We start from the raw sequence: 20751 nt of genomic DNA, 5'->3' as shown, positions 1-20751 counted from the left end.
GGGTTTATGTCTCTGTCTCACCTACGGCTCTGCTGCCACGCCGCCGCCAGGCCGCTGCAACAGATCACCACAATGCCGATCACCGTCAACAGGCTCGGCGTGTGATTGAACACCACCCAACCCAACAACCCGGCAAACACGATCTGACAGTAACCGAACGGCGCCAGCAATGCCGGCGCGGCATGGCGAAACGCCTGGGTCAGAAACAGGTGCGCGGTCATCCCGCAACTGCCCAGCGCCAGCATCAGTGCGGCGTGCGTCAACGTCGGCACCTGCCAGAAGAACGGCACCAGTGCACTCATCACCAGCGTGTTGCACAGACCGGCAAAGAAGTTGCTGGTGGTCGGGCTATCGACCTCACTGAGCTTGCGCGTCAGCAGTTGATAGAAGCAGAAAAACAACGCCGAGCAGAACGGCAGCAGCACCGCTGGAGTGAACAATTCACCGCCCGGGTGAACGATGATCAGCACGCCGATGAATCCACAGATCACCGCAATCCATTGCCCGCGCGTTACCCGTTCCTTGAGCAACGGCACCGACAATGCCGTCACCAGCACCGGCGCGAGAAAGTTGACCGCCGTGGCCTCGGCCAGCGGGATATACAGCAGCGCCGTGGTGAAAAACAGACTGGTGCCGAGCAGACACAGCGCCCGCGCCAACTGCCACAACGGCCGTTTGGTACGCAACACCCGAAGCCCCGATTGTGGCAGGAAGATCCCCGCCATCAGCAAGGTGTGCACCAGATACCGCGCCCATACCACCAAGACGATCGGGTAGAAACCCGAGAGGTATTTCGACAGCGCATCGTGGCTGGAAAACAGGAAGGTCGCCACGACAATCAGCAAGATCCCCTTGAAGGGTTGGTTGACACCGGAGAGCGGGGTGCTGACGGTCATTGGATATCTCTGAAGGAAAAATGAACAGTGGTGGGGACGCTGGCGCCCCGCCACCCACACTGACTTACAACTGCGCCAACAATTCCCGCGTCCTGTCGAGCGCCCTCTGCGCTCGTTGCAATCCGCTGACGCCCTGCTCCAGCAGTTTTACCGTGGGGATCTCCAGGCTCAGGGGAATATTAGCTGGCAGACTGCGCAACAAACCGTGCAGGTCGCAATCGCCCTCGCCGGGAAACCGCCGCTCGTTGCGAGCCTGACGCAAGATCTCGGCCATGTCCGCCGGTCTCGGCCCCGCCACATCGCACAATTGCGCATAACGCAGGCGCGCCGGTGCGACGCTGGCCAGATCCTCCAGCCGTGAGCCGGAGCGATCGAAATGAAAGGCATCGACCAGCACCGCAGCATTTTCCCGGTCGGCATTGGCAACGATGCGCAACGCCTGTTCGAGGTTGCACGCATCGGTCCAGGGCATGAACTCCAGATGCGGATGCAAACCGTAAGGCGCCGCCAGATCACACAGTGCGGCAAAGTTGTCGGTGAGCCGTTGCTCGTCAGGATCATTGCCGGCGACCAGTAATTCACTGGCGCCAAACTCCGCGCCGACGGCCAGCAGCTTGTCGAAATCGGCGACCACGGTGTGCGGTTTCAGACGCAGGATTTCCACGTCGAGCACCGCGATGCCAGTGTCGCGCAAACGCCTCACCGTCTGACGCCGCAGATCACCATCAGCCACCAGCGGAAAGTGATATTCCTCCGCCGTCGCCGGTTCCAGGCGCAGGCCGACATGGCTGTAACCGGCACGCGCCGCGACCTCGACCATTTGCGGTGGCGACAATTCGAGCACGGTGAGACTGGCCAGGGACAGGATTCGTTCGTTCATGCTCAAGCCTCGACCGCTGCCGGGGAACAGGCACGGCCGCTGGCCGCCGCTTCACGAATCGCCTCGACCAGCGCCAGGGTTCGCGCGGCATCGGCGGCACTGACCAAGGGTTCGACTTCACGCCGCGCGACCTGCACAAAATGTTGCAGCTGCAAACGCAACGCGTCCCCGCCCTCACACTGTTCTTGCAGCGCGATCAGCGGTTCGTGCCAACCGGCATCGACTTGATCGGCAGCGTAATGCCAACGCTTGAGTTGCGGAATGCTTAACGCTCCGGCAGTGCCCGCCAGCAAATAACACGGCTGATCGGCCTGACGCGGGTAAACCGGGTTCTCTGCGGAATTCAGCTCCCAGCTCCATGGCGCGGCGACCGCATCGGAACCGCTCAGCGTGCCCAGTGCACCGCCGGCAAATTGCAGTAACACCGCGACGCTGTCTTCGTTGGCAAAACCCCGCACCGCGTTGTCGGTGACGGCCTGTACCGACTGCACCTCCCCGCACAGGTGACGCAGCAGATCGAGGTCGTGAATCAGGTTGGTCAGCAACAGGCCCGCGCCCGGCTCACGGCGCCACGGGACCTCGAAATATCGGTCGGGTTTGCGTAACTGGAACAGTGCAGTAACCGTGGTCAGCCGCCCGAGCGCGCCGCTGCGCAGCAATTGGTGGGCACGCACGATCAACGGATTGTGCCGCCGATGGTGGCCGACCAGCACCGGCACGCCACTGCGTTTGACTGCCGCCACCAGTTCGCGTGCCTCATCCAGATGCACGCCCACCGGTTTCTCCAGCAACACCGGAACCCCGGCGGCGAGGCAATCCAGCGCCGTGCTGACGTGCTGATTATTCGGATTGGCCACGATCACCGCATCGGGCCGCACCTGCTCCAGCATCTGCCGGTGATCGGCGAAATACGCCACGCCCCACTGCGCCGCCAGCACGGGAGCCTGCGGGCCGGGATCGGCCACTGCACACAACCGGGCTTCATCGAGGGTTTGCAAGTGCTGGTAATGCTGCTGGCCCATGTTGCCGGCGCCGATCAGGGCGATACGAAGGGGCGGAGTCAAGGCGCGATCCTCTTGTGATTGTTGTCGGAAATGTCACTCCAGTAACAATCTAGAACTGCGTTCCAGAATCAAAAACCCGCTAATGGAAAATCCGTGCGAACACCGCACAACTTCGCACACGACGCTCAACCTGTAGGAGCTGCCGCAGGCTGCGATCTTTTGCTCTTGATCTGAAAAACAACGTCAAAAGATCGCAGCCTTCGGCAGCTCCTACAAAGATCGGCGCGGGTCAGACAAACAATTCGGACGCCAGGCTCGCCGCCGACAACTCCTCGGTGAACTTCATCAGCAACGGCGCCAGTTCATGCAGCCGCGCGCCAGGCATCCGTGCGCTTGGCCCGGCAATGCTCAGTACACCGATCACCCGCCCGTCAACGGGATGCTTGACCACCGCGGCAATCGCCGAAGTGCCCACCGCCGAACTTTCCTCGACGCAGGCATAACCCTGCTCACGCGCCAGCCGCAGGCGCTCCAGCAACTCGATATTGGAGCGCGGCGCATTCGGCCCGATGCCCACCGGCACTTCCGCGCCCTGGCGCTCGACCAGCGACAACGCCTCGGCATCGCTCATGCAGGCCAGCCACGCGTGCCCGGAAGCGGTGTAGAACAACGGCGCGTCGCGGCCCATGTCCGGGTCATAACGCAGGCCCGTCCGTGCGCCCTGCGCCTTGGCGATCCAGGTCTGGCGCTCGCCATCGATCACTCCCAGACGCACCAGCTCACCGGTTTCCTGCGCCAGTCGATCCAGCACCGGTTGCACGATGTCGGCACCGCTGCTCGACAGGTACTGAAACCCCATCGCCACCAGTTTGGTCGACAGGTGATAGCGCAAAGTCTCGGCATTCTGTCGCACGTAGCCCAGGCGAATCAGCTCCGCGAGCATCCGGTGCGTGGCACTTTTCGGGATGTCCAGTTGCTCGGCCAAGGTCTGCATCGGCAGCCCGCGCGGCTCACTGGTGAGGCTTTCCAGCACGCTGAAAACCCGTTCGATCTGACTGCCGGCCATGGGAAGGTCCAAGTGAAATTTTGCCGATTCTAGAAGACATCCGAGACAAAGCGAAATCCGGAACTGGCCGTGCGATAACCGCCCACTTTACTGAAACATGCCTTGTTGCAGCTGCACTTCATTGGTTAATTTCTGGAATCTAATTCCAATAAACCCAGTTGCGGAGCTTTGCCTGATGCCTGCCGAACTTCCCGAAATCGACTGCGACGTTCTGGTCGTCGGCTCCGGTGCCGCCGGTTTATCCACAGCGGTCACTGCCGCATGGCACGGTCTGAAGGTCATCGTGGTTGAAAAAGATCCGGTGTTCGGCGGTGCTACCGCGTGGTCCGGCGGCTGGGCATGGGTGCCGTGCAATCCGCTGGCCCGACGCGCCGGCATCGTCGAAGACGTCGAGCGACCGCGCACGTACCTGCGCCACGAACTCGGCGAGCATTACGACCCGGCCATGGTCGACGCCTTCCTCACTGCCGCACCACACATGGTCGCGTTTTTCGAACAGCACAGCGCTTTGCAATTTGCCGACGGCAACGCCATCGCCGACATCCATGGCGATACGCCGGGCGCTGGCACGGGCGGGCGCTCGGTCATCGCGGCGCCTTACGACGGACGACAAGTCGGACGCCTGCTCAAGCGCCTGCGTACAACGATGCGCGAAACGTCCTTCATGGGCATGCCGATCATGGCCGGCGCCGACCTTTCAGCGTTCCTCAATCTCACCCGTTCGCTGAAAGCGGCTTGGCATGTAACCCGTCGTTTTACCCGGCACTTACTGGATCTGGCGGTACACGGCCGGGCCATGCAACTGGTCAACGGGGTGGCGCTGGTCGCAAGGCTGGCGAAATCCGCCGAGGACCTTGGCGTCCTGTTATGGGAGTCGGCGCCGGTGAGCGAACTGCTGCGCGATGAATCAAGGGTTTGCGGCGCCGTGGTCAACAGCGCAAAAGGCCCGATCCGCGTCCATGCACGCAAAGCCGTGGTGCTGGCCGCCGGCGGTTTCGCCAATGACATCGAGCGGCGCAAGGCCTTGTTTCCGCGCACGCCCACAGGTCATGAACACTGGGCACTGCCACCGCTGGCAGTCAACGGCGATGGCCTGCGCCTGGGCGAAAGCGTCGGTGCCACGGTCAACACCGACGTGGCGTCGCCCGTGGCCTGGGCGCCGGTCTCGCAAGTACCCCATGCCGACGGCAGCATCGGCCATTTCCCGCACATCATCGAACGCGGCAAACCGGGAATCATCGGCGTACTGCGCAACGGCCAGCGTTTCGTCAATGAAGCCAATGGTTACTTCGACTACGTCAGCGCCATGGTTGCCGCCACCCCGGAAGGCGAGGAAGTCGCCTCGTGGCTGATCTGCAGCCGCGCCTTTCAACGGCGTTATGGCCTGGGCATGTCGCGGCCATTTCCCGTTCCGCTGTCAGGATTTATCCGCAGCGGCTATCTGAAAACCGGCAACACCCTTGAAGAATTGGCCAGCGCCTGCGGCATCGACCCCGGCGGATTGCGTCACACCGTCGATCACTACAACCCGCATGCCCGCCTTGGCGAAGACCCGCTGTTCGGTCGCGGCGCAACGCCCTACAACCGCAAACAGGGCGATCCGGCGAACCTTCCCAACCCTTGCGTTGCCCCAATAGAGGCCGGCCCCTTCTATGCCGTGAAAGTCCAACCGGGCTGCTTCGGCACCTTTGCCGGGCTCAGGGTCAACCCGCAGGCGCAAGTGCTCGATGCCCATGCCCAGCCCATCGCCGGGCTCTACGCCGCCGGTGGCGACATGGCCAGCATCATGGGCGGGCACTATCCGGCAGGCGGGATCAACCTCGGCCCGGCGCTGACGTTCGGCTACATCGCCGCCCGGCATATCGCCCGTATCACTGCTTTCGAACAGGAGATCGACCATGCAGCACATCGTTAACGCCCAGGGTTTGAACATGCCGAAACTCGGCCTCGGCACCTGGCCGATGCTCGGCGACGAATGCACCCGTGCCGTCGAGCAGGCGCTGGAACTCGGTTATCGGCATATCGACACGGCAGCGGCCTACAATAACGAAGACGCAGTCGGACAAGCGTTGGCGAACACATCGACACCCCGCGAGCAGATTCATGTCACCACCAAGGTCTGGTGGGACCAGTTGCAACCCGACGCCATGCGCCACTCGATGGAACGAAGCCTCAAGGCTTTGCACAGCGAGTATGTCGACCTGTTCATGATCCATTGGCCGAGCACTGACTGGGACTTGCCGCGCACGCTTGAAACCCTCGCATCCTTCAAGGAGCAAGGTCTGGCTCGCAACATCGGCGTGGCGAATTTTCCGCTGCCGCTGCTGCGCAAAGTCGTCGAGGAATACGCCATCCCTCTGTCAGCGATCCAGGTCGAGTACCACGTCTTGCTCGGACAAAACGCCCTGCTCGACTATGCCCGCCAACACGATCTGGCACTGACGGCCTACACGCCATTGGCGCGCAACAAGGTCTCGGAGATTCCACAGATTCAGCAGATTGCCGAAAAACACGGCGTGCTGCCGACTCAGGTGGCGTTGAAGTGGCTGCTGGATCAGCCTAACGTCGCGGCGATTCCCAAGGCCAGCAGCCGGGCCAATCAACTGGCGAACCTGGCTGCGCTGCAGGTTGAACTGGACGCTGAAGACCGCGCACTGATCGCCGCACTGCCGAAAAATCAGCGTCAGGTCAGCCCGGATTTCGCCCCGGTGTGGGACGCCTTCGATCGCTGACGCACAGTGCGAAAGGAGAAATCCGCCAACGGATTGAATTAGTCGCCCACACGCTCGTCAATAACAGGCCCGCCCTCGTCATCCGAGGCCGGGCCTGCTTGCGTGTGCGCCATGGACGGACGACCGGACTGGCGCCACACTCACACACCAGCAACACTCATCACCACGTACAGATAGAGGATTCCCACATGCTATGGAAAAAAGGCCGACGCAGTGACAACGTCGTCGATGCCCGTGGCGATGATAGCGGCGGTGGCGGCGGCATGCGTTTCGGTGGTGGCAAAGGCCTGAGCCTCGGGGCGATCCTGCTGATCGTCGGCATCGGCTGGATCACCGGGCAGGACCCGCTGCAGATCCTCGGCCAGCTCACCGGGCAAATGACCGAACAATCGGCACCGGCCTCGACGCAAACCCGTCAGGCGCCACCGGCCAACGACCAGCAGGCCGAATTCGTGCGTTCGATCCTGGGCGATACCGAAGACACCTGGGGCGCGATTTTCCAGCAGGCCGGCCGCCAATATAAGGACCCGACTTTGGTGCTGTTCAGCAACCGGGTGAATTCCGCCTGCGGGCTGGCGACTTCGGCGACCGGCCCGTTCTATTGCCCGGCGGATCAGAAAGTCTATCTGGACATGGCCTTCTTCCAGGAAATGGCCCAGCGCTTCAAGGCTGCCGGCGACTTCGCCCAGGCCTACGTGATCGCGCACGAAGTCGGCCACCATGTGCAGACGCTGCTCGGCGTCTCGGCAAAAATTCAGGCGGCCCGGCAGCAGGGGCGGCAGATGCAGGGCGACGGCGGTTTGCTGGTGCGTCAGGAATTGCAGGCTGACTGCCTGGCCGGCGTCTGGGCCTACCATGCGCAGCAGCGCCTGAACTGGCTGGAACCGGGTGACGTTGAAGAGGCCTTGAACGCGGCCAACGCCATCGGTGATGATCGCCTGCAACAACAGGGTCAGGGTCGAGTGGTGCCGGACTCGTTTACCCATGGCACGTCAGCGCAAAGGGTGCGCTGGTTCAAAACCGGATTCGCCCAGGGCCAGGTCGGCCAGTGCGATACCTTCGCGGCGAAAAACCTGTAAATGCACAAATGGCTTTTGGCGTTACTGATCATCGGCGGCAGCGCACACGCGGCGGGCGTCGATGCCATCAGCTCCGGGCGTCTGCAGTTGAAGGCCGGCGAAATGGCCGTGGGCATCAGCCCCGCACCGGAAAAAATCGAGCGGGTGCTGATCGTCATTCACGGCCGTCTGCGCAACGCCGAAACCTACCGCAAGAGTGCCGAGCACGCCACGGAATTGGCCGGACAAACTACGCACACGCTGGTGATCGCGCCGCAGTTTCTCAATGAAAGCGACGTCGCCCTGTACTCGCTGCCCAACACGTTGCTGCGCTGGAAAGGCAACGAGTGGATGGGCGGCGGGTTATCCACAGGGCCGAATCCGCTGAGTTCCTACGCCGCGCTGGATGAAATCGTCGCCCGGGTCAGCGACCGCAAGCAGTTTCCGGATGTGAAACAGATTGTGATTTTCGGCCATTCGGGTGGTGGCCAAGTGGTGCAGCGTTATGCCCTGCTGGCCAAGGATCAACCGGCGCTGAAGGCCAACGGCATTCGCCTGCGGTACGTGGTGGCCAACCCGTCGTCATACGCGTATTTCAACGAACAGCGGCCGGTAGCGTTCGATCACGCACAGTGCCCGGGTTTCAATCGCTGGAAGTACGGGTTGACCGACATGCCGGTGTACGCCGGTGGGCAAACACCGTTGCAGCTTGAGAGCAGCTACATCAAACGCGAAGTGATTTACCTGCTGGGGCAGCAGGACATAGACCCGCAACATCCGGCGCTGGACAAGAGTTGCGCCGCCGAGGCACAAGGCGCGTATCGGCTGGAACGCGGCAAGCTGTTTTTCGGCTACCTGCTGCGCCGGCATCCGGAAGGGGTGAATCAGCGGCTGGTTGAAGTGCCCGGGGTCGGGCATAACGGCGATGGGATGTTGACGTCGCCGGAGGGGCAGAAAGCGCTGTTTGATCAATGATTTTGCAGTGGCCGCTCAGGCCTCATCGCGGGCAAGCCCGCTCCCACAGGGGAATGCATTTCAAATGTGGGAGCGGGCTTGCCCGCGATGGGGCCCTTTCAGGCGCTAAAGAACTCAGGCCAGAAGCATCCGCCGCAACTCGACACAATCCTGCGCATGCCAGTCCGTCAGCTCCGGCCACGGGTTGTCCGGCAGATTCACCAGCACCGTCCGCGCCCCGGCCGCTCGCCCGCAATCCAGGTCGAAGCGGTAATCCCCGACCATCACCATCTCGCGCGCCGGCACGTTCCAGGCCTCGGCCAGTTTCAGCAACCCGCCGGGATGCGGCTTCGGCGGTGCTTCATCGCGGCCCAGCACATCTTCCACAGCGAAACAGTCGGCCAGGCCAATCGCTTCGAGCGTCACATGCGCCAGCTCCCGCGCGTTGCGCGTCAGGATGCCCAGGCGATAGCCCCGCCCGTGCAGATCGCGCACCAGCTCCACCGCACCGGCAGCCGGTTTCGAACCCAGCGCCAGATCGCGCTCATGCTCCAGCAGCCAGGCATGTTTCGCCGCCGCTTCGTCGGCCGGCAGCGCCGCGAGGTGGGTGAGAATGTCGTCCTCGGGCGGAATCGCCAGCGCCACGCGGATCGCCGCAAAGTCATGCACGGCGATCGTCAGCGTGCCGTCCATGTCGAACACCCAGTGCTTCACATCGCTCAGGCTCATGCCCAGTCCTTGCGGTGACGAATCAGGCCTTCCTGGGTCACCGACGCCACCAGTTGCCCGGCGCGGTTGTACACGCTGCCACGGGAGAACCCACGGGAATTACCGGCCCACGGGCTGTCCATCGCGTAGAGCAGCCAGTCGTCGGCGCGCAGATCATTGTGGAACCACAGTGCGTGATCGAGGCTGGCGACCTGCATGTCTTTCTGCCAGACCGACTTGCCGTGGGGCAGCATCGAAGTGGTCAGCAGACCGAAGTCCGAGGCGTAGGCCAGCAGGTATTTGTGCAGCGCCGGAATATCCGCCAGCGCGCCATCAGCACGGAACCACACGTACTTCACCGGATCGGCCGGCTGCGGGTTGTACGGGTCTTTTTCAGTGACCGGGCGCACTTCGATCGGTTTCGGGCAGAGCAATTTTTCGCGCATGTGCTCGGGAATCAGGTGCGCGCGCTGCTGGGTCAGTTCCAGCTCCGACGGCAGGTTTTCCGGACCGACCACCACCGGCATCTGGCTCTGGTGCTCGAAGCCTGCCTCGTCGTACTGAAACGACGCGCTGCAGGTAAAAATCGGGTGGCCCTTCTGGATCGCGGTGACCCGCCGGGTGCTGAAGCTGCCGCCATCACGCACGCGATCCACCGAGTACACCACTGGCAATTTGGCGTCGCCGGGGCGCAGGAAATAACCGTGCATCGAATGCACATGGCGCGCCTCTTCAACCGTCTGACTGGCCGCCGACAGCGACTGGCCGAGCACCTGCCCACCGAACAACTGACGGAAACCCAGGTCCTGGCTGCGGCCACGGAACAGGTTTTCCTCGATCGGCTCCAGGGTCAGCAGGTCGACCAGATCTTCCAACACTTGGCTCATTCAGACTCTCCTCACACAACGCTATGCCGCGCAGTCTTGGCTGCGGCGGCCCATTCAGGTTCTGGCGCGAGCCATTGTCGCGCCATTGTAAACGTCCGTGTCGGCTTAGCCATGCAGGGTTTGCAGCCATTGCTCCCTGGTAATCCGGTACAACACATGCCGGCGCAACGGGTGATCGACGGCAACTTTGGGATGATCGAAATCATCGGCCGGATCGTGCTGCATGCCAATCGCTTGCATGACTTTCTCCGAGGGCAGATTGCTCTGGGCGGTGAAGGACACGATTTCCTTCAGCGATAACCGGTCAAAGCCGCAACGCAGAGCGGTCCATGCCGCTTCACTGGCATAGCCCAGCCCCCAATGCTCGCGGGCCAGGCGCCAGCCGATTTCCACCGCTGGCGTGAACGGGGCATCGAAACCGACCACACCCAGACCGGTGAAACCGATGAACTCGCCGCTGTCCTTGCGCTCCAGCGCCCATAATCCGAAGCCGTGTTCGGCAAAATGGCCGCGCACCCGACCAATGAGCGAAGCACTTTCCAGGCGGCTCAATGGCTGTGGAAAGTAACGCATGACCTGCGGATCGGCACACATCGCCGCAAATGCCGGCAAATCCTCGTCCTGCCATTGGCGCATCAGCAATCGCGCACTTTCCAGTTGCAGTATCGGCTCCATCATGCCCCTCCGTTTCCATGCCGCAAGTCTACATCGCTGGTAGGATCGTTCACTCTTTCCATCGTTCCTACATGAAGTCGCCATGCCACTGCCGTTGATCTACCACGAAGACTACAGTCCCGAGTTTCCGGCGGATCACCGCTTTCCGATGGACAAGTTCCGTTTGCTGCGCGACCACTTGGTCGACAGCGGCCTGACCCGCGACGCCGACCTGCTGCGCCCGGAGATCTGCCCCAACGACATCCTCGCCCTGGCGCATGACCGTCGCTATATCGAACGCTACATGAGCGGCGAGTTGTCCCGCGAAGACCAGCGGCGCCTTGGCTTGCCGTGGAACGAAGCGCTGGCGCGGCGTACGGTGCGGGCGGTCGGCGGTTCAATTCTGGCGGCAGAAAAAGCCCTGGAGCATGGTCTGGCCTGTCACCTCGCCGGCGGCACCCATCACGCCCACTACGATTACCCGGCCGGCTTCTGCATTTTCAATGACCTGGCGATCATCAGCCATTACCTGCTGCAAAGCGGCCGGGTGAACCGGGTGCTGATCTTTGATTGCGACGTGCATCAGGGTGATGGCACCGCACGCATCCTCCACGACACGCCGGAGGCGATCACCGTTTCCCTGCACTGTGAAAAGAATTTTCCTGCCCGCAAGGCCGAAAGCGATTGGGACATTCCGCTGCCTAAAGGCATGGGCGATGGCGACTACCTGAAGGTGGTGGATGACACACTCAACTACCTGCTGCCGCTGTATCAACCGGACCTGGTGCTGTACGACGCCGGGGTCGATGTGCACAAGGACGACGCCCTCGGTTATCTGCAGCTGACAGACGAAGGTGTCGCCGCCCGCGATGAAAGCGTGATGCGCCATTGCCTGGGCCGCGACATCCCGGTGGTTGGCGTGATCGGCGGTGGCTACAGCAAGGATCGCCACGCCCTCGCCCGCCGCCACGGCATCCTGCATCACAGCGCGCAACGGGTCTGGACGTCACACGGTTGTCATTAAGCTGTGCTGCGTTACCCACAATGGCTGTGGAACGGCCTGTGGATAACCTGAGCGAAAGGGACTACAGGCCGCAGCGAACACGGTGTACAGCGCGATGGTTGTTTTTTAACCAGGCCACCAGATTTACCGTCGATCCCCCTGTAGGAGCTGCCGCAGGCTGCGATCTTTTGATCTTTGTTTTCTCAAGGCCAAGATCAAAAGATCGCAGCCTGCGGCAGCTCCTACACGGATCCCGGCTGTTAGAATGCGCGCCTTATCCCGCCATACCGCAGCGCACGCCATGACCCAGACTTCCGCCCCCCTCCCCGCTCACGTCGCCATTATCGGCGGTGGCCCCGCCGGCCTGATGGCCGCCGAAGTGCTGAGCCAGGCCGGCGTGCGCGTCGATCTGTATGACGGCATGCCCTCGGTGGGGCGCAAGTTCCTGCTGGCCGGGGTCGGCGGCATGAACATCACTCACTCCGAGCCTTACCCGGCGTTCCTCGCCCGCTACGCCGAACGCGCACCGCAGATCGCGCCGTTGCTGCGCGGCTTCGACGCCGACGCGCTGTGCCGCTGGATTCATGAGCTGGGCATCGAGACCTTTATCGGCAGCTCCGGCCGGGTATTCCCCACCGACATGAAAGCCGCGCCGTTGCTGCGCGCCTGGCTCAAGCGCCTGCGCGACAGTGGCGTGGTTATCCACACCCGCCATCGCTGGCTCGGTTGGGATGCACACGGCGCTCTGCGCATTGCCAGCCCCGATGGCGAAATCACCGTCAAACCCGACGCCACCCTGCTCGCCCTCGGCGGTGGCAGCTGGTCGCGGCTGGGTTCGGATGGCGCGTGGATGCTGTCGCTGGAGCAAAAAGGCGTAGGACTGGTGCCGTTACAGCCGAGCAATTGTGGTTTCGAAGTGCAGGCCTGGAGCGAGTTCCTTGTCAGCAAATTCGCCGGCGCACCGCTGAAAAATGTCGCCATCGGTTTGAACGACGACGTGCCGCGCCTGGGCGAATGCGTGATCACTGCAACGGGCGTTGAAGGCAGCCTGATCTACGCGTTGTCAGCGCCGATCCGCGAGGCGATCAACGCCCACGGCTCAGCCACGGTGCACATTGATCTGCTGCCCGGCCGGCCTGTGGATAAATTGCAGGCAGCGTTGAGCAAACCGCGCGGCTCGCGCTCGATGGCCAAGCATCTGCACAGTCAGGTCGGGATTGATGGGGTGAAAGCGGCGTTGTTGCGCGAGCTGAGTGACGCGGCAACCTTCAATGATCCGGCGCTGCTGGCGCGGGCGATCAAGGCGTTGCCGTTGACCCTGGTGAAAACCCGTCCGCTGGACGAAGCGATCAGCAGTGCCGGTGGCGTGACGTTCGAGGCGCTGGATGAGCGCTTGATGCTCAAGGCCTTGCCGGGGGTGTTTTGCGCGGGGGAGATGCTGGATTGGGAAGCGCCGACGGGCGGCTATCTGCTGACCGGGTGTTTTGCCAGCGGGCGTGCTGCCGGATTGGGGATGCTGCAGTGGCTGCAGCACAACCCCCTGTAGGAGCTGCCGAGTGAAACGAGGCTGCGATCTTTTGACCGTTAAAAACAAGATCAAAAGATCGCAGCGTGCCGCAGCTCCTACAGGGAAATGCATTCCCGACGTACCAGCGAAGGTGTCCTTAGCGATGCCACATCATCAAGGCTTGCGCTTGCGCGGCCCGGTATTGAACACCGGCACTTTACGCACAGGCTTGATCGACGGCTCCGGCGCCTGGGTGTCGCCACTGTCGACCCACTTGCCCAGATTGCGTTTGCCGCCACCGCCACCGGAGGTCTTCGGCTTTTTCGGTTTCTTCGGCTTCTTGATCACCTGACCACTGGCATCGGTCTCCGGCACACGGTGCTCAGGTTCGAAGTCCGGCTCGTTCTGGCGCTTCAAGGTCTGACGGGTGAGCATCTCGATTGCCGAGAGCATGTTCACTTCATCGGCACACACCAGCGAGATCGCCTCGCCCGTTGCACCGGCACGGCCGGTACGACCGATGCGATGGATGTAATCCTCGGCCACGATCGGCAGGTCGAAGTTGACCACCAGCGGCAAATCTTCGATATCCAGACCCCGAGCCGCGACGTCGGTCGCCACCAGAATCTGCACTTCACTGAGTTTGAAACGATCCAGCGCGCGCTGACGGGTCGCCTGCGGTTTGTCGCCGTGAATACCGTCGGCGTTCACACCGAGGCCTTGGAGTTTTTCCACCAACGCGTCCACGCCGTTGCGGGTCTTGGCGAACACCAGCACCTGCTTCCACTTGTTCTTGCGCATCAGGTGCACGAACAGTTCCGGCTTGCGCTTCTTGTCCACCGTCACCACCCACTGCTTGACGGTGTTGGCCGCGACGTTGCGCGGGCTGACTTCGATGCTCAGCGGATCGTTGAGCATCTGCCCGGCCAGCAGGCGAATGTCATCGGAGAAGGTCGCCGAGAACAGCAGCGTCTGGCGCTTCTTCGGCAGCGCGCGATAGATGTTCGCCAGCTCTTCGGAAAAGCCCAGGTCGAGCATGCGGTCGGCTTCGTCGAGCACCAGGGTTTGCAGTTGATTGAATTTCAACGCGTTCTGGCGGAACAGGTCGAGCAGACGGCCCGGGGTTGCCACCAGCAGGTCGACGCCGCCGCGCAGTTTCATCATCTGCGGGTTAATGCTGACACCGCCATACACCGCGTAGGTGCGCAACGGCAGGTTTTCTGCGTACTGGCGCACGGATTCGTGAACCTGCTCGGCCAGTTCGCGGGTCGGTACCAGAATCAGCGCACGCACCGAGTTGGCGGTGACTTTCGGCCCTTCCATGGCCAGCAACTGCAGCAGCGGCAAAGCGAAACCGGCGGTCTTGCCGGTACCGGTCTGGGCCGCAGCCATCAGGTCGCGACCGGCCAGCACGGCCGGAATGGCTTGCGCCTGGACCGGCGTCGGGGTCTGGTAGCCGAGCTTCTCAAGGGAGCGCAGCAAGGGTTCGATCAGGCCAAGGGTGGCGAAAGTCATGGGAGTACCGTAGGAAAAATCAGCGCGGTTGCGCAAAACAAGGGTGCAATGGCGCGCAGTTTACCCTAATTCACACGCGGTTCTGCTGGAACGGCGGTCTTCGGCGGCTCCGCGACCAGCGGCTGCGCCGGCCGCCGCCATTGCGGCAGACCGATCAGCACCACGGCACTGATGATCACCAGCATCGCCAGCGCTTCTTCCATGCCGATGGTCTCGCCGACAAACACGATCCCCAGCAACACCGCCACCGCCGGATTGACGTAGGCATAGCTGGTGGCCGCCGCCGGACGCACGTGCTTGAGCAGGTACATGTAGGAATTGAAGGCGATGATCGAGCCGAAGAAGATCAGATACCCCAAGGCCAGCCAGCCTTCCACCGGTGGCAAGGCTTGCAGGTGTTCGCCGCTGACCGCGCTGCCGATCAGCAGGACCACGCCGCCCACCAGCATTTCCACGGCACTGGCCATCGCCCCTTGCGGCAGCGGCAGATGCTTGCTCCACACCGAGCCGAAGGCCCAGGTCGCCGCCGCAAAAATCAGCAACGCCGCGCCCAGCGGACTCGATTGCAGGTTGGAACCCATGTTGAGCATGGCAATGCCGACGATCCCCAACGCCACCCCGGCCCATTCGAGGCGGGTATTACGCGCGCCCCAGAAATAGCCGCACAACAACGTAAACAACGGCACAGTCGCCACTGCCAGTGCCGCCACGCCGGACGCCACACCCGTGTGCTCGGCGACACTGACCGCGCCGTTACCGAAGCTGAGCAACAGAATCCCGATGATCCCCGCCGCTTTCCACTGCACCCAGGTCGGCGCCGGCGCGCCACGCCAGCGCAGGAAGGCGTACATCAGGCTGCCGGCAATCACGAAGCGCACCCCGCCGAGCATCAGCGGCGGCCAGTATTCGACGCCGAGGCGGATTACCAGATAGGTCGATCCCCAAATCACATACAGCGCGAAAAACGCGGCGATCAACGGCAAGGAAAAACGGCGCAAGGCAGGCATGGGCAGCTCGACAGTCAGAGGCAGGGTGAGGATTATTCTAGAAAGGCCCGTGAGCAAAAATAAGTTACAAAACCTGTTTATCGCGCCGGTACACTTTTGAAACAACGGAGATCGACGGGATAAGCCGTGATTTCGAAAGTCTGGCATTTTCAGGAGTCCGGCCTTGGACAAATATGACCGCATGCTGCTCGGCGCCCTGTTGGAAAACGGTCGCGCGTCCTACGCCGATCTGGCGCGCAAGGTGAACCTGTCCGCCCCGACAGTGGCCGAACGGGTGGCCAAGCTTGAGGCGTCCGGCGTGATCACCGGGTATCAGGCGAACATCGACCTGTCGAAAATCGGTTTGCCGATCCAGTGCATGATCGAATTGCGCCTGCACCAGAACGGCAGCCAGAAGGTCTACGACGAACTGGTGAAAATCCCGCAACTGACCGAGTGCTTCCGTGTGACCGGCGATCCTTGCGTGATGATGAAGGGTGCGGTGGGCTCGATGACCGAACTGGAGGAACTGATCAATCATGTGGCGAAGTTTGGCTTCAGCAAGACCTCGATCGTGTTGTCCAGCGCAATCGAGAAGCGCGTGCCGCTGAGCCATATAGAAGCCAACGGCAAATAATCAGCCCCACCGAAACGCCCCCTGTAGGAGCTGCCGAAGGCTGCGATCTTTTGACTTTTAAAAGCAAGATCAAAAGATCGCAGCCTTCGGCAGCTCCTACAGGGGATTTGTGGTGACTTCGGGATCAGCGGTAGCGCTGCAGGTGTTCGCTGACTTTGGCTGCCGGGACTTTCTGCAGTTTGCACAGCAGGTCATGGTTCAGCTCACGCACGCCATGCTTGTGCCGCAGTTCTTGCGCCAGATGCGCCATCAGGTTGGCCGCCATCTCGGCATCCGCCATGGCCCGGTGCGCCTGGCCGGTGTGCGGCAGGCGCGCAAATGCGGTGAGCGTACCGAGCTTGTGATTGGGTGCCGCGGGCATCAGGCGCCGGGCCAGCAGCAGTGAACAGGCGAAGTTCTGCAGACGGGTGCGTTTGATCCGTCCCAGTTCAAAGTCCCAGAATTTCTGGTCGAACGAAGCGTTGTGCGCCACCAGCGGCGTGCAGCCGACGAATTCGTTGACCTCTTCCATCACCCGCTCGGCCGCAGGCGCGGTACGCAGCATGGCGTTGCTGATGCCGGTCAGTTGTTCGATGAAGGCCGGGACGCGCACGCCGGCATTCATCAGGCTCTGGTAACGCTCGACGATACGGCCGTTTTCCAGCATGACCACGGCGATTTCCGTGGCGCGGCAGCTGCTGTTCGGCGACAGGCCGGTGGTTTCAAAGTCGATGACTGCAATGCGTTCCAAACCGGATTCAACTCCGTTCAAATCAATTTTTCAGCTTAATTCTTCAGCAACAATGCGCCTTCGATCGGCACGTAACGGCTGGCGGCGCGGATCAGCGAGTTGGCGGTCAACCCGGGCACGCCGTAGGCGACTGCCTGTACGCCGTGCTTGCTGATGATGCGTTCGAGCAGCATGTCGAAGTCGCCGTCACCGGAGGCCAGGACGATTTCGTCGACGTGGTCGGCGGCGTCCATGATGTCGAGGGTGATGCCCACGTCCCAGTCGCCCTTGGCCGAGCCATCGCTGCGCTGGATGTAGGGTTTGAGTTTCACGGTGAAGCCGAGGTTGCGCAGGATCTGCTGAAACTGCTGCTGCTTGCTGTCGCCGCGATCGATGGCGTAAGCATAGGCCTCGACGATCTGCCCGTGCTTGCTCACATCCGCCCACAGCGCGGCGTAGTTGAAATGGCAACCATAGGCCTGACGCACGGTGTAGTAGAGGTTCTGCACGTCGGCGAACACTGCGATTTTTTTCACCGGGATTCCTGTGAGCGCATAGCGCACGAAGCGGGATCAGGCGCCTGGCCCGAAAAAGGCGCTCAGTATGCCAGTCCACAGGAAGGTGGCGCGAATAATCGACCCACCACTCCAGACGGATGGTGGGCTGTGGCGAGGGGATTTATCCCCGATGGGCAGCGCAGCGGCCCCGAAAATGGGACTGCTGCGCACTCCATCGGGGATAAATCCCCTCACCACAGGTTTGATACTGGCGGGCTGATCAGTCAGACAAACGAATCGTCGTCATCGAAAAACGACGAGCTGTCATCGCTGTAGTCCGTGTCGGTAAACCCGCCCTGGTCATTGCCAGAGAAACCGTTATCGGCCACACGCTGGTCATTGCCCCAGTCATTGCCGCTCTGGTCGGCCACCTGCGCCGGCTCTTCCTTGATCACTTCAACGATTTCTTCAGGCTGCTGGTTGTGATGGAACAGGCTGCTGATGCCCTGTGCCAGCATCACGCCACCGGCCACGCCAGCGGCGGTTTTCAGGGCGCCGCCGAGGAAGCTGCTGCCCGCAGCCGGGGCGGCTTGCTGCGCGTAATTGGGCGGTGGTGCGGCATAGTTCTGTTGTGGCGCTGGCGCCGTATAGTTCTGTTGCGGTGCCGGTTCACGCCAGCCGCCGGTGGAGGCCGGAGCGCTCTGGGTCGGCGCCGGACGCGAGCTGCTGCCGCCGAAGATGCTCGACAGGAAACCGCCACCGCCGCTTGGCGCCGGGGCCGCACTCTGAGCCTTGGCCGCTTGCAGTTCAGCCTGCAACTGCTGGACTTGTTGGGTCAGTTGCTTGTTCTGTTCGTCGAGGCTCTTGATGGCCGCCTCTTGCACCAGAATCGCCTGGGTCATGAAATAACCTGCCGCCGGCTGGCGGGTCAGGTGTTCCTTGATCCGCGCCTCGGCCTGGGCGTCGCGCGGGGCTGCCTCCGTTTCGGCCTGTTGCAGCCGGGAAAACAGTCCATCGATCAGGGTTTGCTCTTCGCTGTTCATGGCGACCTCGTAGATTGCCGGGGATAACGTTGCCCGTGCCCACTGCGGACATGGCGCACCTCTGTAATGGAGGCAGTGACAGGATGTTTCAACGACCTTTACCGAATGTTTACGTTTGTGTCGGCCCACGCATCATCGGTTAAAGTGAGCCACTGTTTTCCACCTGCGATACCGACTGATGAATGCCTTCGATGTACTGCGCGACTCTCTGTATTTTTTCAAACGCCACCTGGGCAGCATCGTGCAGCTGTGCCTGCCGCTGGTGATCTTCGAGGCGGCGCTGCAGCAAGTGGTGGACCATGTCACCGACCCGGACAGTTTCTCCGCCGCCAGCGTGGTGGTCGGTCTGCTGGTATATCCGTTGTACACCGCCGCGCTGATCCTGTTCCTCGACGCCCGCACCCGTGGCGAAGCCCCGCGCACCGTCGACCTGCTGGCGATGTCCGCGCGTCTGTGGCCGCGTTTCGCCCTGCTCACGGCGCTCAATACCCTGCTGATTCTGCTGGGGCTGTCGTTGTATTTCCTGCCAGGCTTGATGTTGATGGTCATGCTCGCATTTGGTGAGTACCTGCTGGTGCTGCGTGGCATGGGACCGCTGCAGGCGATGAAGGAAAGCCTGCGTCTGACCCGCGGGCATTTCTGGCGAATTCTGCTGTGCATTCTCTGCGTGATGGGGCCGTTGTGGCTGCTCAAGGGAGCAACCCTGGCGGCCTACCCCGACCCGCAGAATCCCCTGATCGCGGTATTGATCGACAGTGCGCACAGCTTCCTGCAGCTGTTCACCAGCGTGGTGCTGTTCCGCCTGTTCATGCTGATCAGCGAATTGCCTGACAAACGTAGCGGAGCAGTCTGACTTCAGGAGACTTGGGCCAAGCGTCTGCGGTCGGGTATGCTCGCAAGCACTTTTGTAACGCGATAAGCCGAGCCATGCCCCGTCTGCTGCGCTACTCCCTATTGTTGATCGTGCTCGCCATCGCCTTGATCGGCGGGCTGATCTACAGCCTGACCTGGCGCCCCGGCGCGCGGGAAACCTTGCCGGTCACCTGCACCGGCACCCCACCGACACTGGTGCCCGGGCAGGCACTGAAAGTCATGACCTGGAACGTGCAGTACCTGGCGGGCAAGCGCTACGTGTTCTGGAACGATCTGGCCCAAGGCACCGATGAAGCGCCAACCCCGGAAGACATGGCGTTCAGTCTCGACGAGGTGGCACGGGTGATCCGGGACGAGCAGCCCGACGTGGTGCTGCTGCAGGAACTGGATGACGGCGCCAAGGCCAGTGATTACCAGAACCAGCTCAAGTTGCTGCAGGAACGGGTCACCGACCTCTACCCGTGCAGCGCTCACGCATTCGACTGGAAGGCCGATTTCGTTCCCGACCCGCACATTTTCGGCAGCGTTGGCCGGCAATTGGCAACCCTCAGCCGCTACCGCATCGAACACGCCGAACGCCTGCAATTACCGGTGCCGCCGGCGAATGTCATTGCTCGCCAGTTCGCCCCCAAGGATGCGTTGCTCGCCACCAAGCTGCCGCTGAGTGACGGCGGGCAACTGACGGTGTTCAACACCCATCTGGATCGCGCCAGCCAACCCGACGAGACCTTGCAGGCGCAGGTGACGGCGGTGGCCAAGGTACTCGACACGTACGAAAGCCAAGGCCTGGCGTGGCTGATCGGCGGCGATTTCAACCTGTTGCCGCTGGGCCAGTATCAACGCCTGCCCGCTGAACAGCGCACGCCCTACTCCGTCGACAGCGCCCTGCATCTGTTGTGGGACAAGTACCCGATGATCCCGACCAACAACGAGGCCAGCGGCATCGACCGCGCCCACTGGCTGACCCACTATCCCAACGACCCCGGCCTCAACGGTCCGGATCGCACCGTCGACTACCTGTTCTACAGCCCGAAGATCAAACGGGTCGAAGCGAGCGTGCGCCAGGACGATACCTTGCGCATTTCCGATCATCTGCCGGTGATTGCGCGGTTCCTGCTGCCCGCTGCTCCCTGATCACCAAT

Annotated in this window: 21 protein-coding genes; 9 read left to right on the top strand and 12 right to left on the bottom strand. The window is 62.2% G+C overall.

Annotated elements, in window-relative coordinates:
* Window positions 1-17: 17 nt before the first annotated feature.
* The 4 genes from AB1J88_RS24730 to AB1J88_RS24715 all read right to left on the bottom strand — a co-directional run bounded on the left by AB1J88_RS24730 (window position 18) and on the right by AB1J88_RS24715 (window position 3846).
* On the bottom strand, window positions 18-896 hold the full coding sequence (locus AB1J88_RS24730) for a DMT family transporter (RefSeq protein WP_430292161.1): 879 nt from the start codon (window positions 894-896) through the stop codon (window positions 18-20).
* A 64-nt stretch (window positions 897-960) separates the two neighbouring features.
* Window positions 961-1776, bottom strand: coding sequence for a sugar phosphate isomerase/epimerase family protein (locus tag AB1J88_RS24725; protein WP_430292160.1), 816 nt, complete (start codon window positions 1774-1776; stop codon window positions 961-963).
* Window positions 1777-1778: 2 nt separating this feature from the next.
* Window positions 1779-2840: a Gfo/Idh/MocA family protein gene (locus AB1J88_RS24720; protein WP_430292159.1), complete on the bottom strand. Its 1062-nt coding sequence runs from the start codon at window positions 2838-2840 to the stop codon at window positions 1779-1781.
* 229 nt (window positions 2841-3069) lie between these two features.
* Window positions 3070-3846 carry an IclR family transcriptional regulator gene (locus AB1J88_RS24715; protein WP_262948109.1) on the bottom strand — a complete coding sequence of 259 codons (777 nt, stop codon included), beginning with the start codon at window positions 3844-3846 and terminating at the stop codon, window positions 3070-3072.
* 175 nt (window positions 3847-4021) lie between these two features.
* On the opposite strand from AB1J88_RS24715, the gene AB1J88_RS24710 reads away from it, so the two are divergent.
* The 4 genes from AB1J88_RS24710 to AB1J88_RS24695 all read left to right on the top strand — a co-directional run bounded on the left by AB1J88_RS24710 (window position 4022) and on the right by AB1J88_RS24695 (window position 8611).
* Window positions 4022-5761, top strand: coding sequence for an FAD-dependent oxidoreductase (locus tag AB1J88_RS24710; protein ID WP_430292158.1), 1740 nt, complete (start codon window positions 4022-4024; stop codon window positions 5759-5761).
* Window positions 5745-6578 carry an aldo/keto reductase gene (locus tag AB1J88_RS24705; RefSeq protein ID WP_430292157.1) on the top strand — a complete coding sequence of 278 codons (834 nt, stop codon included), beginning with the start codon at window positions 5745-5747 and terminating at the stop codon, window positions 6576-6578. Before AB1J88_RS24710 ends, AB1J88_RS24705 begins: the two co-directional genes overlap by 17 nt.
* A 188-nt stretch (window positions 6579-6766) precedes the next feature.
* The gene (gene ypfJ / locus AB1J88_RS24700) at window positions 6767-7657 is read left to right on the top strand and encodes a KPN_02809 family neutral zinc metallopeptidase (RefSeq protein WP_047296725.1); all 891 of its coding nucleotides are present in this window, start codon (window positions 6767-6769) and stop codon (window positions 7655-7657) included.
* Entirely contained in the window at window positions 7658-8611 is a 954-nt protein-coding gene (locus AB1J88_RS24695) for an alpha/beta hydrolase (protein ID WP_430292156.1), read from the top strand.
* A 114-nt stretch (window positions 8612-8725) separates the two neighbouring features.
* Here the strand turns inward: AB1J88_RS24695 and AB1J88_RS24690 are convergent, their stop codons facing one another.
* From AB1J88_RS24690 to AB1J88_RS24680, 3 genes are all read right to left on the bottom strand, one after another.
* A complete protein-coding gene (locus tag AB1J88_RS24690; protein WP_108183877.1) occupies window positions 8726-9319 on the bottom strand; it encodes an HAD family hydrolase in 594 nt (197 codons plus the stop codon).
* On the bottom strand, window positions 9316-10185 hold the full coding sequence (gene tesB / locus AB1J88_RS24685) for an acyl-CoA thioesterase II (protein WP_003228466.1): 870 nt from the start codon (window positions 10183-10185) through the stop codon (window positions 9316-9318). Before tesB ends, AB1J88_RS24690 begins: the two co-directional genes overlap by 4 nt.
* A gap of 105 nt (window positions 10186-10290) precedes the next feature.
* Window positions 10291-10860: a GNAT family N-acetyltransferase gene (locus AB1J88_RS24680; protein ID WP_041065149.1), complete on the bottom strand. Its 570-nt coding sequence runs from the start codon at window positions 10858-10860 to the stop codon at window positions 10291-10293.
* A gap of 82 nt (window positions 10861-10942) precedes the next feature.
* On the opposite strand from AB1J88_RS24680, the gene AB1J88_RS24675 reads away from it, so the two are divergent.
* A complete protein-coding gene (locus AB1J88_RS24675; RefSeq protein WP_047296732.1) occupies window positions 10943-11863 on the top strand; it encodes a histone deacetylase family protein in 921 nt (306 codons plus the stop codon).
* A gap of 280 nt (window positions 11864-12143) precedes the next feature.
* The gene (locus AB1J88_RS24670; protein WP_430292155.1) at window positions 12144-13388 is read left to right on the top strand and encodes a TIGR03862 family flavoprotein; all 1245 of its coding nucleotides are present in this window, start codon (window positions 12144-12146) and stop codon (window positions 13386-13388) included.
* Window positions 13389-13523: 135 nt separating this feature from the next.
* On the opposite strand, the gene AB1J88_RS24665 is transcribed toward AB1J88_RS24670, so the two are convergent.
* Both AB1J88_RS24665 and yedA read right to left on the bottom strand, forming a co-directional pair.
* Entirely contained in the window at window positions 13524-14864 is a 1341-nt protein-coding gene (locus tag AB1J88_RS24665; protein ID WP_041065140.1) for a DEAD/DEAH box helicase, read from the bottom strand.
* Window positions 14865-14929: 65 nt separating this feature from the next.
* Complete coding sequence (gene yedA / locus AB1J88_RS24660) at window positions 14930-15871, bottom strand: drug/metabolite exporter YedA (protein WP_041065137.1); 942 nt, start codon at window positions 15869-15871, stop codon at window positions 14930-14932.
* Between the two features lie 163 nt (window positions 15872-16034).
* On the opposite strand from yedA, the gene AB1J88_RS24655 reads away from it, so the two are divergent.
* Window positions 16035-16487 carry an Lrp/AsnC family transcriptional regulator gene (locus AB1J88_RS24655; RefSeq protein ID WP_430292154.1) on the top strand — a complete coding sequence of 151 codons (453 nt, stop codon included), beginning with the start codon at window positions 16035-16037 and terminating at the stop codon, window positions 16485-16487.
* Between the two features lie 124 nt (window positions 16488-16611).
* Here AB1J88_RS24655 and AB1J88_RS24650 read toward each other — a convergent pair whose 3' ends face one another.
* From AB1J88_RS24650 to AB1J88_RS24640, 3 genes are all read right to left on the bottom strand, one after another.
* Window positions 16612-17217 carry a 3'-5' exonuclease gene (locus AB1J88_RS24650; RefSeq protein ID WP_041065131.1) on the bottom strand — a complete coding sequence of 202 codons (606 nt, stop codon included), beginning with the start codon at window positions 17215-17217 and terminating at the stop codon, window positions 16612-16614.
* Window positions 17218-17252: 35 nt separating this feature from the next.
* Complete coding sequence (locus AB1J88_RS24645) at window positions 17253-17732, bottom strand: NYN domain-containing protein (RefSeq protein ID WP_041065128.1); 480 nt, start codon at window positions 17730-17732, stop codon at window positions 17253-17255.
* A gap of 245 nt (window positions 17733-17977) precedes the next feature.
* Window positions 17978-18736 (bottom strand): DUF2076 domain-containing protein, encoded by a 759-nt coding sequence (locus AB1J88_RS24640; RefSeq protein WP_041065125.1) that lies wholly within the window; start codon window positions 18734-18736, stop codon window positions 17978-17980.
* 178 nt (window positions 18737-18914) lie between these two features.
* On the opposite strand from AB1J88_RS24640, the gene AB1J88_RS24635 reads away from it, so the two are divergent.
* Together AB1J88_RS24635 and AB1J88_RS24630 are read left to right on the top strand one after the other, a co-directional pair.
* Entirely contained in the window at window positions 18915-19589 is a 675-nt protein-coding gene (locus AB1J88_RS24635; RefSeq protein WP_145598325.1) for a YciC family protein, read from the top strand.
* Window positions 19590-19663: 74 nt separating this feature from the next.
* Window positions 19664-20743 carry an endonuclease/exonuclease/phosphatase family protein gene (locus AB1J88_RS24630; protein ID WP_430292153.1) on the top strand — a complete coding sequence of 360 codons (1080 nt, stop codon included), beginning with the start codon at window positions 19664-19666 and terminating at the stop codon, window positions 20741-20743.
* Window positions 20744-20751: the final 8 nt, after the last annotated feature.

This window comes from Pseudomonas sp. S8 (assembly GCF_050473925.1).
Taxonomy (GTDB): domain Bacteria; phylum Pseudomonadota; class Gammaproteobacteria; order Pseudomonadales; family Pseudomonadaceae; genus Aquipseudomonas; species Aquipseudomonas parakoreensis.
This window is presented reverse-complemented; position numbering and strand designations above follow the sequence as displayed.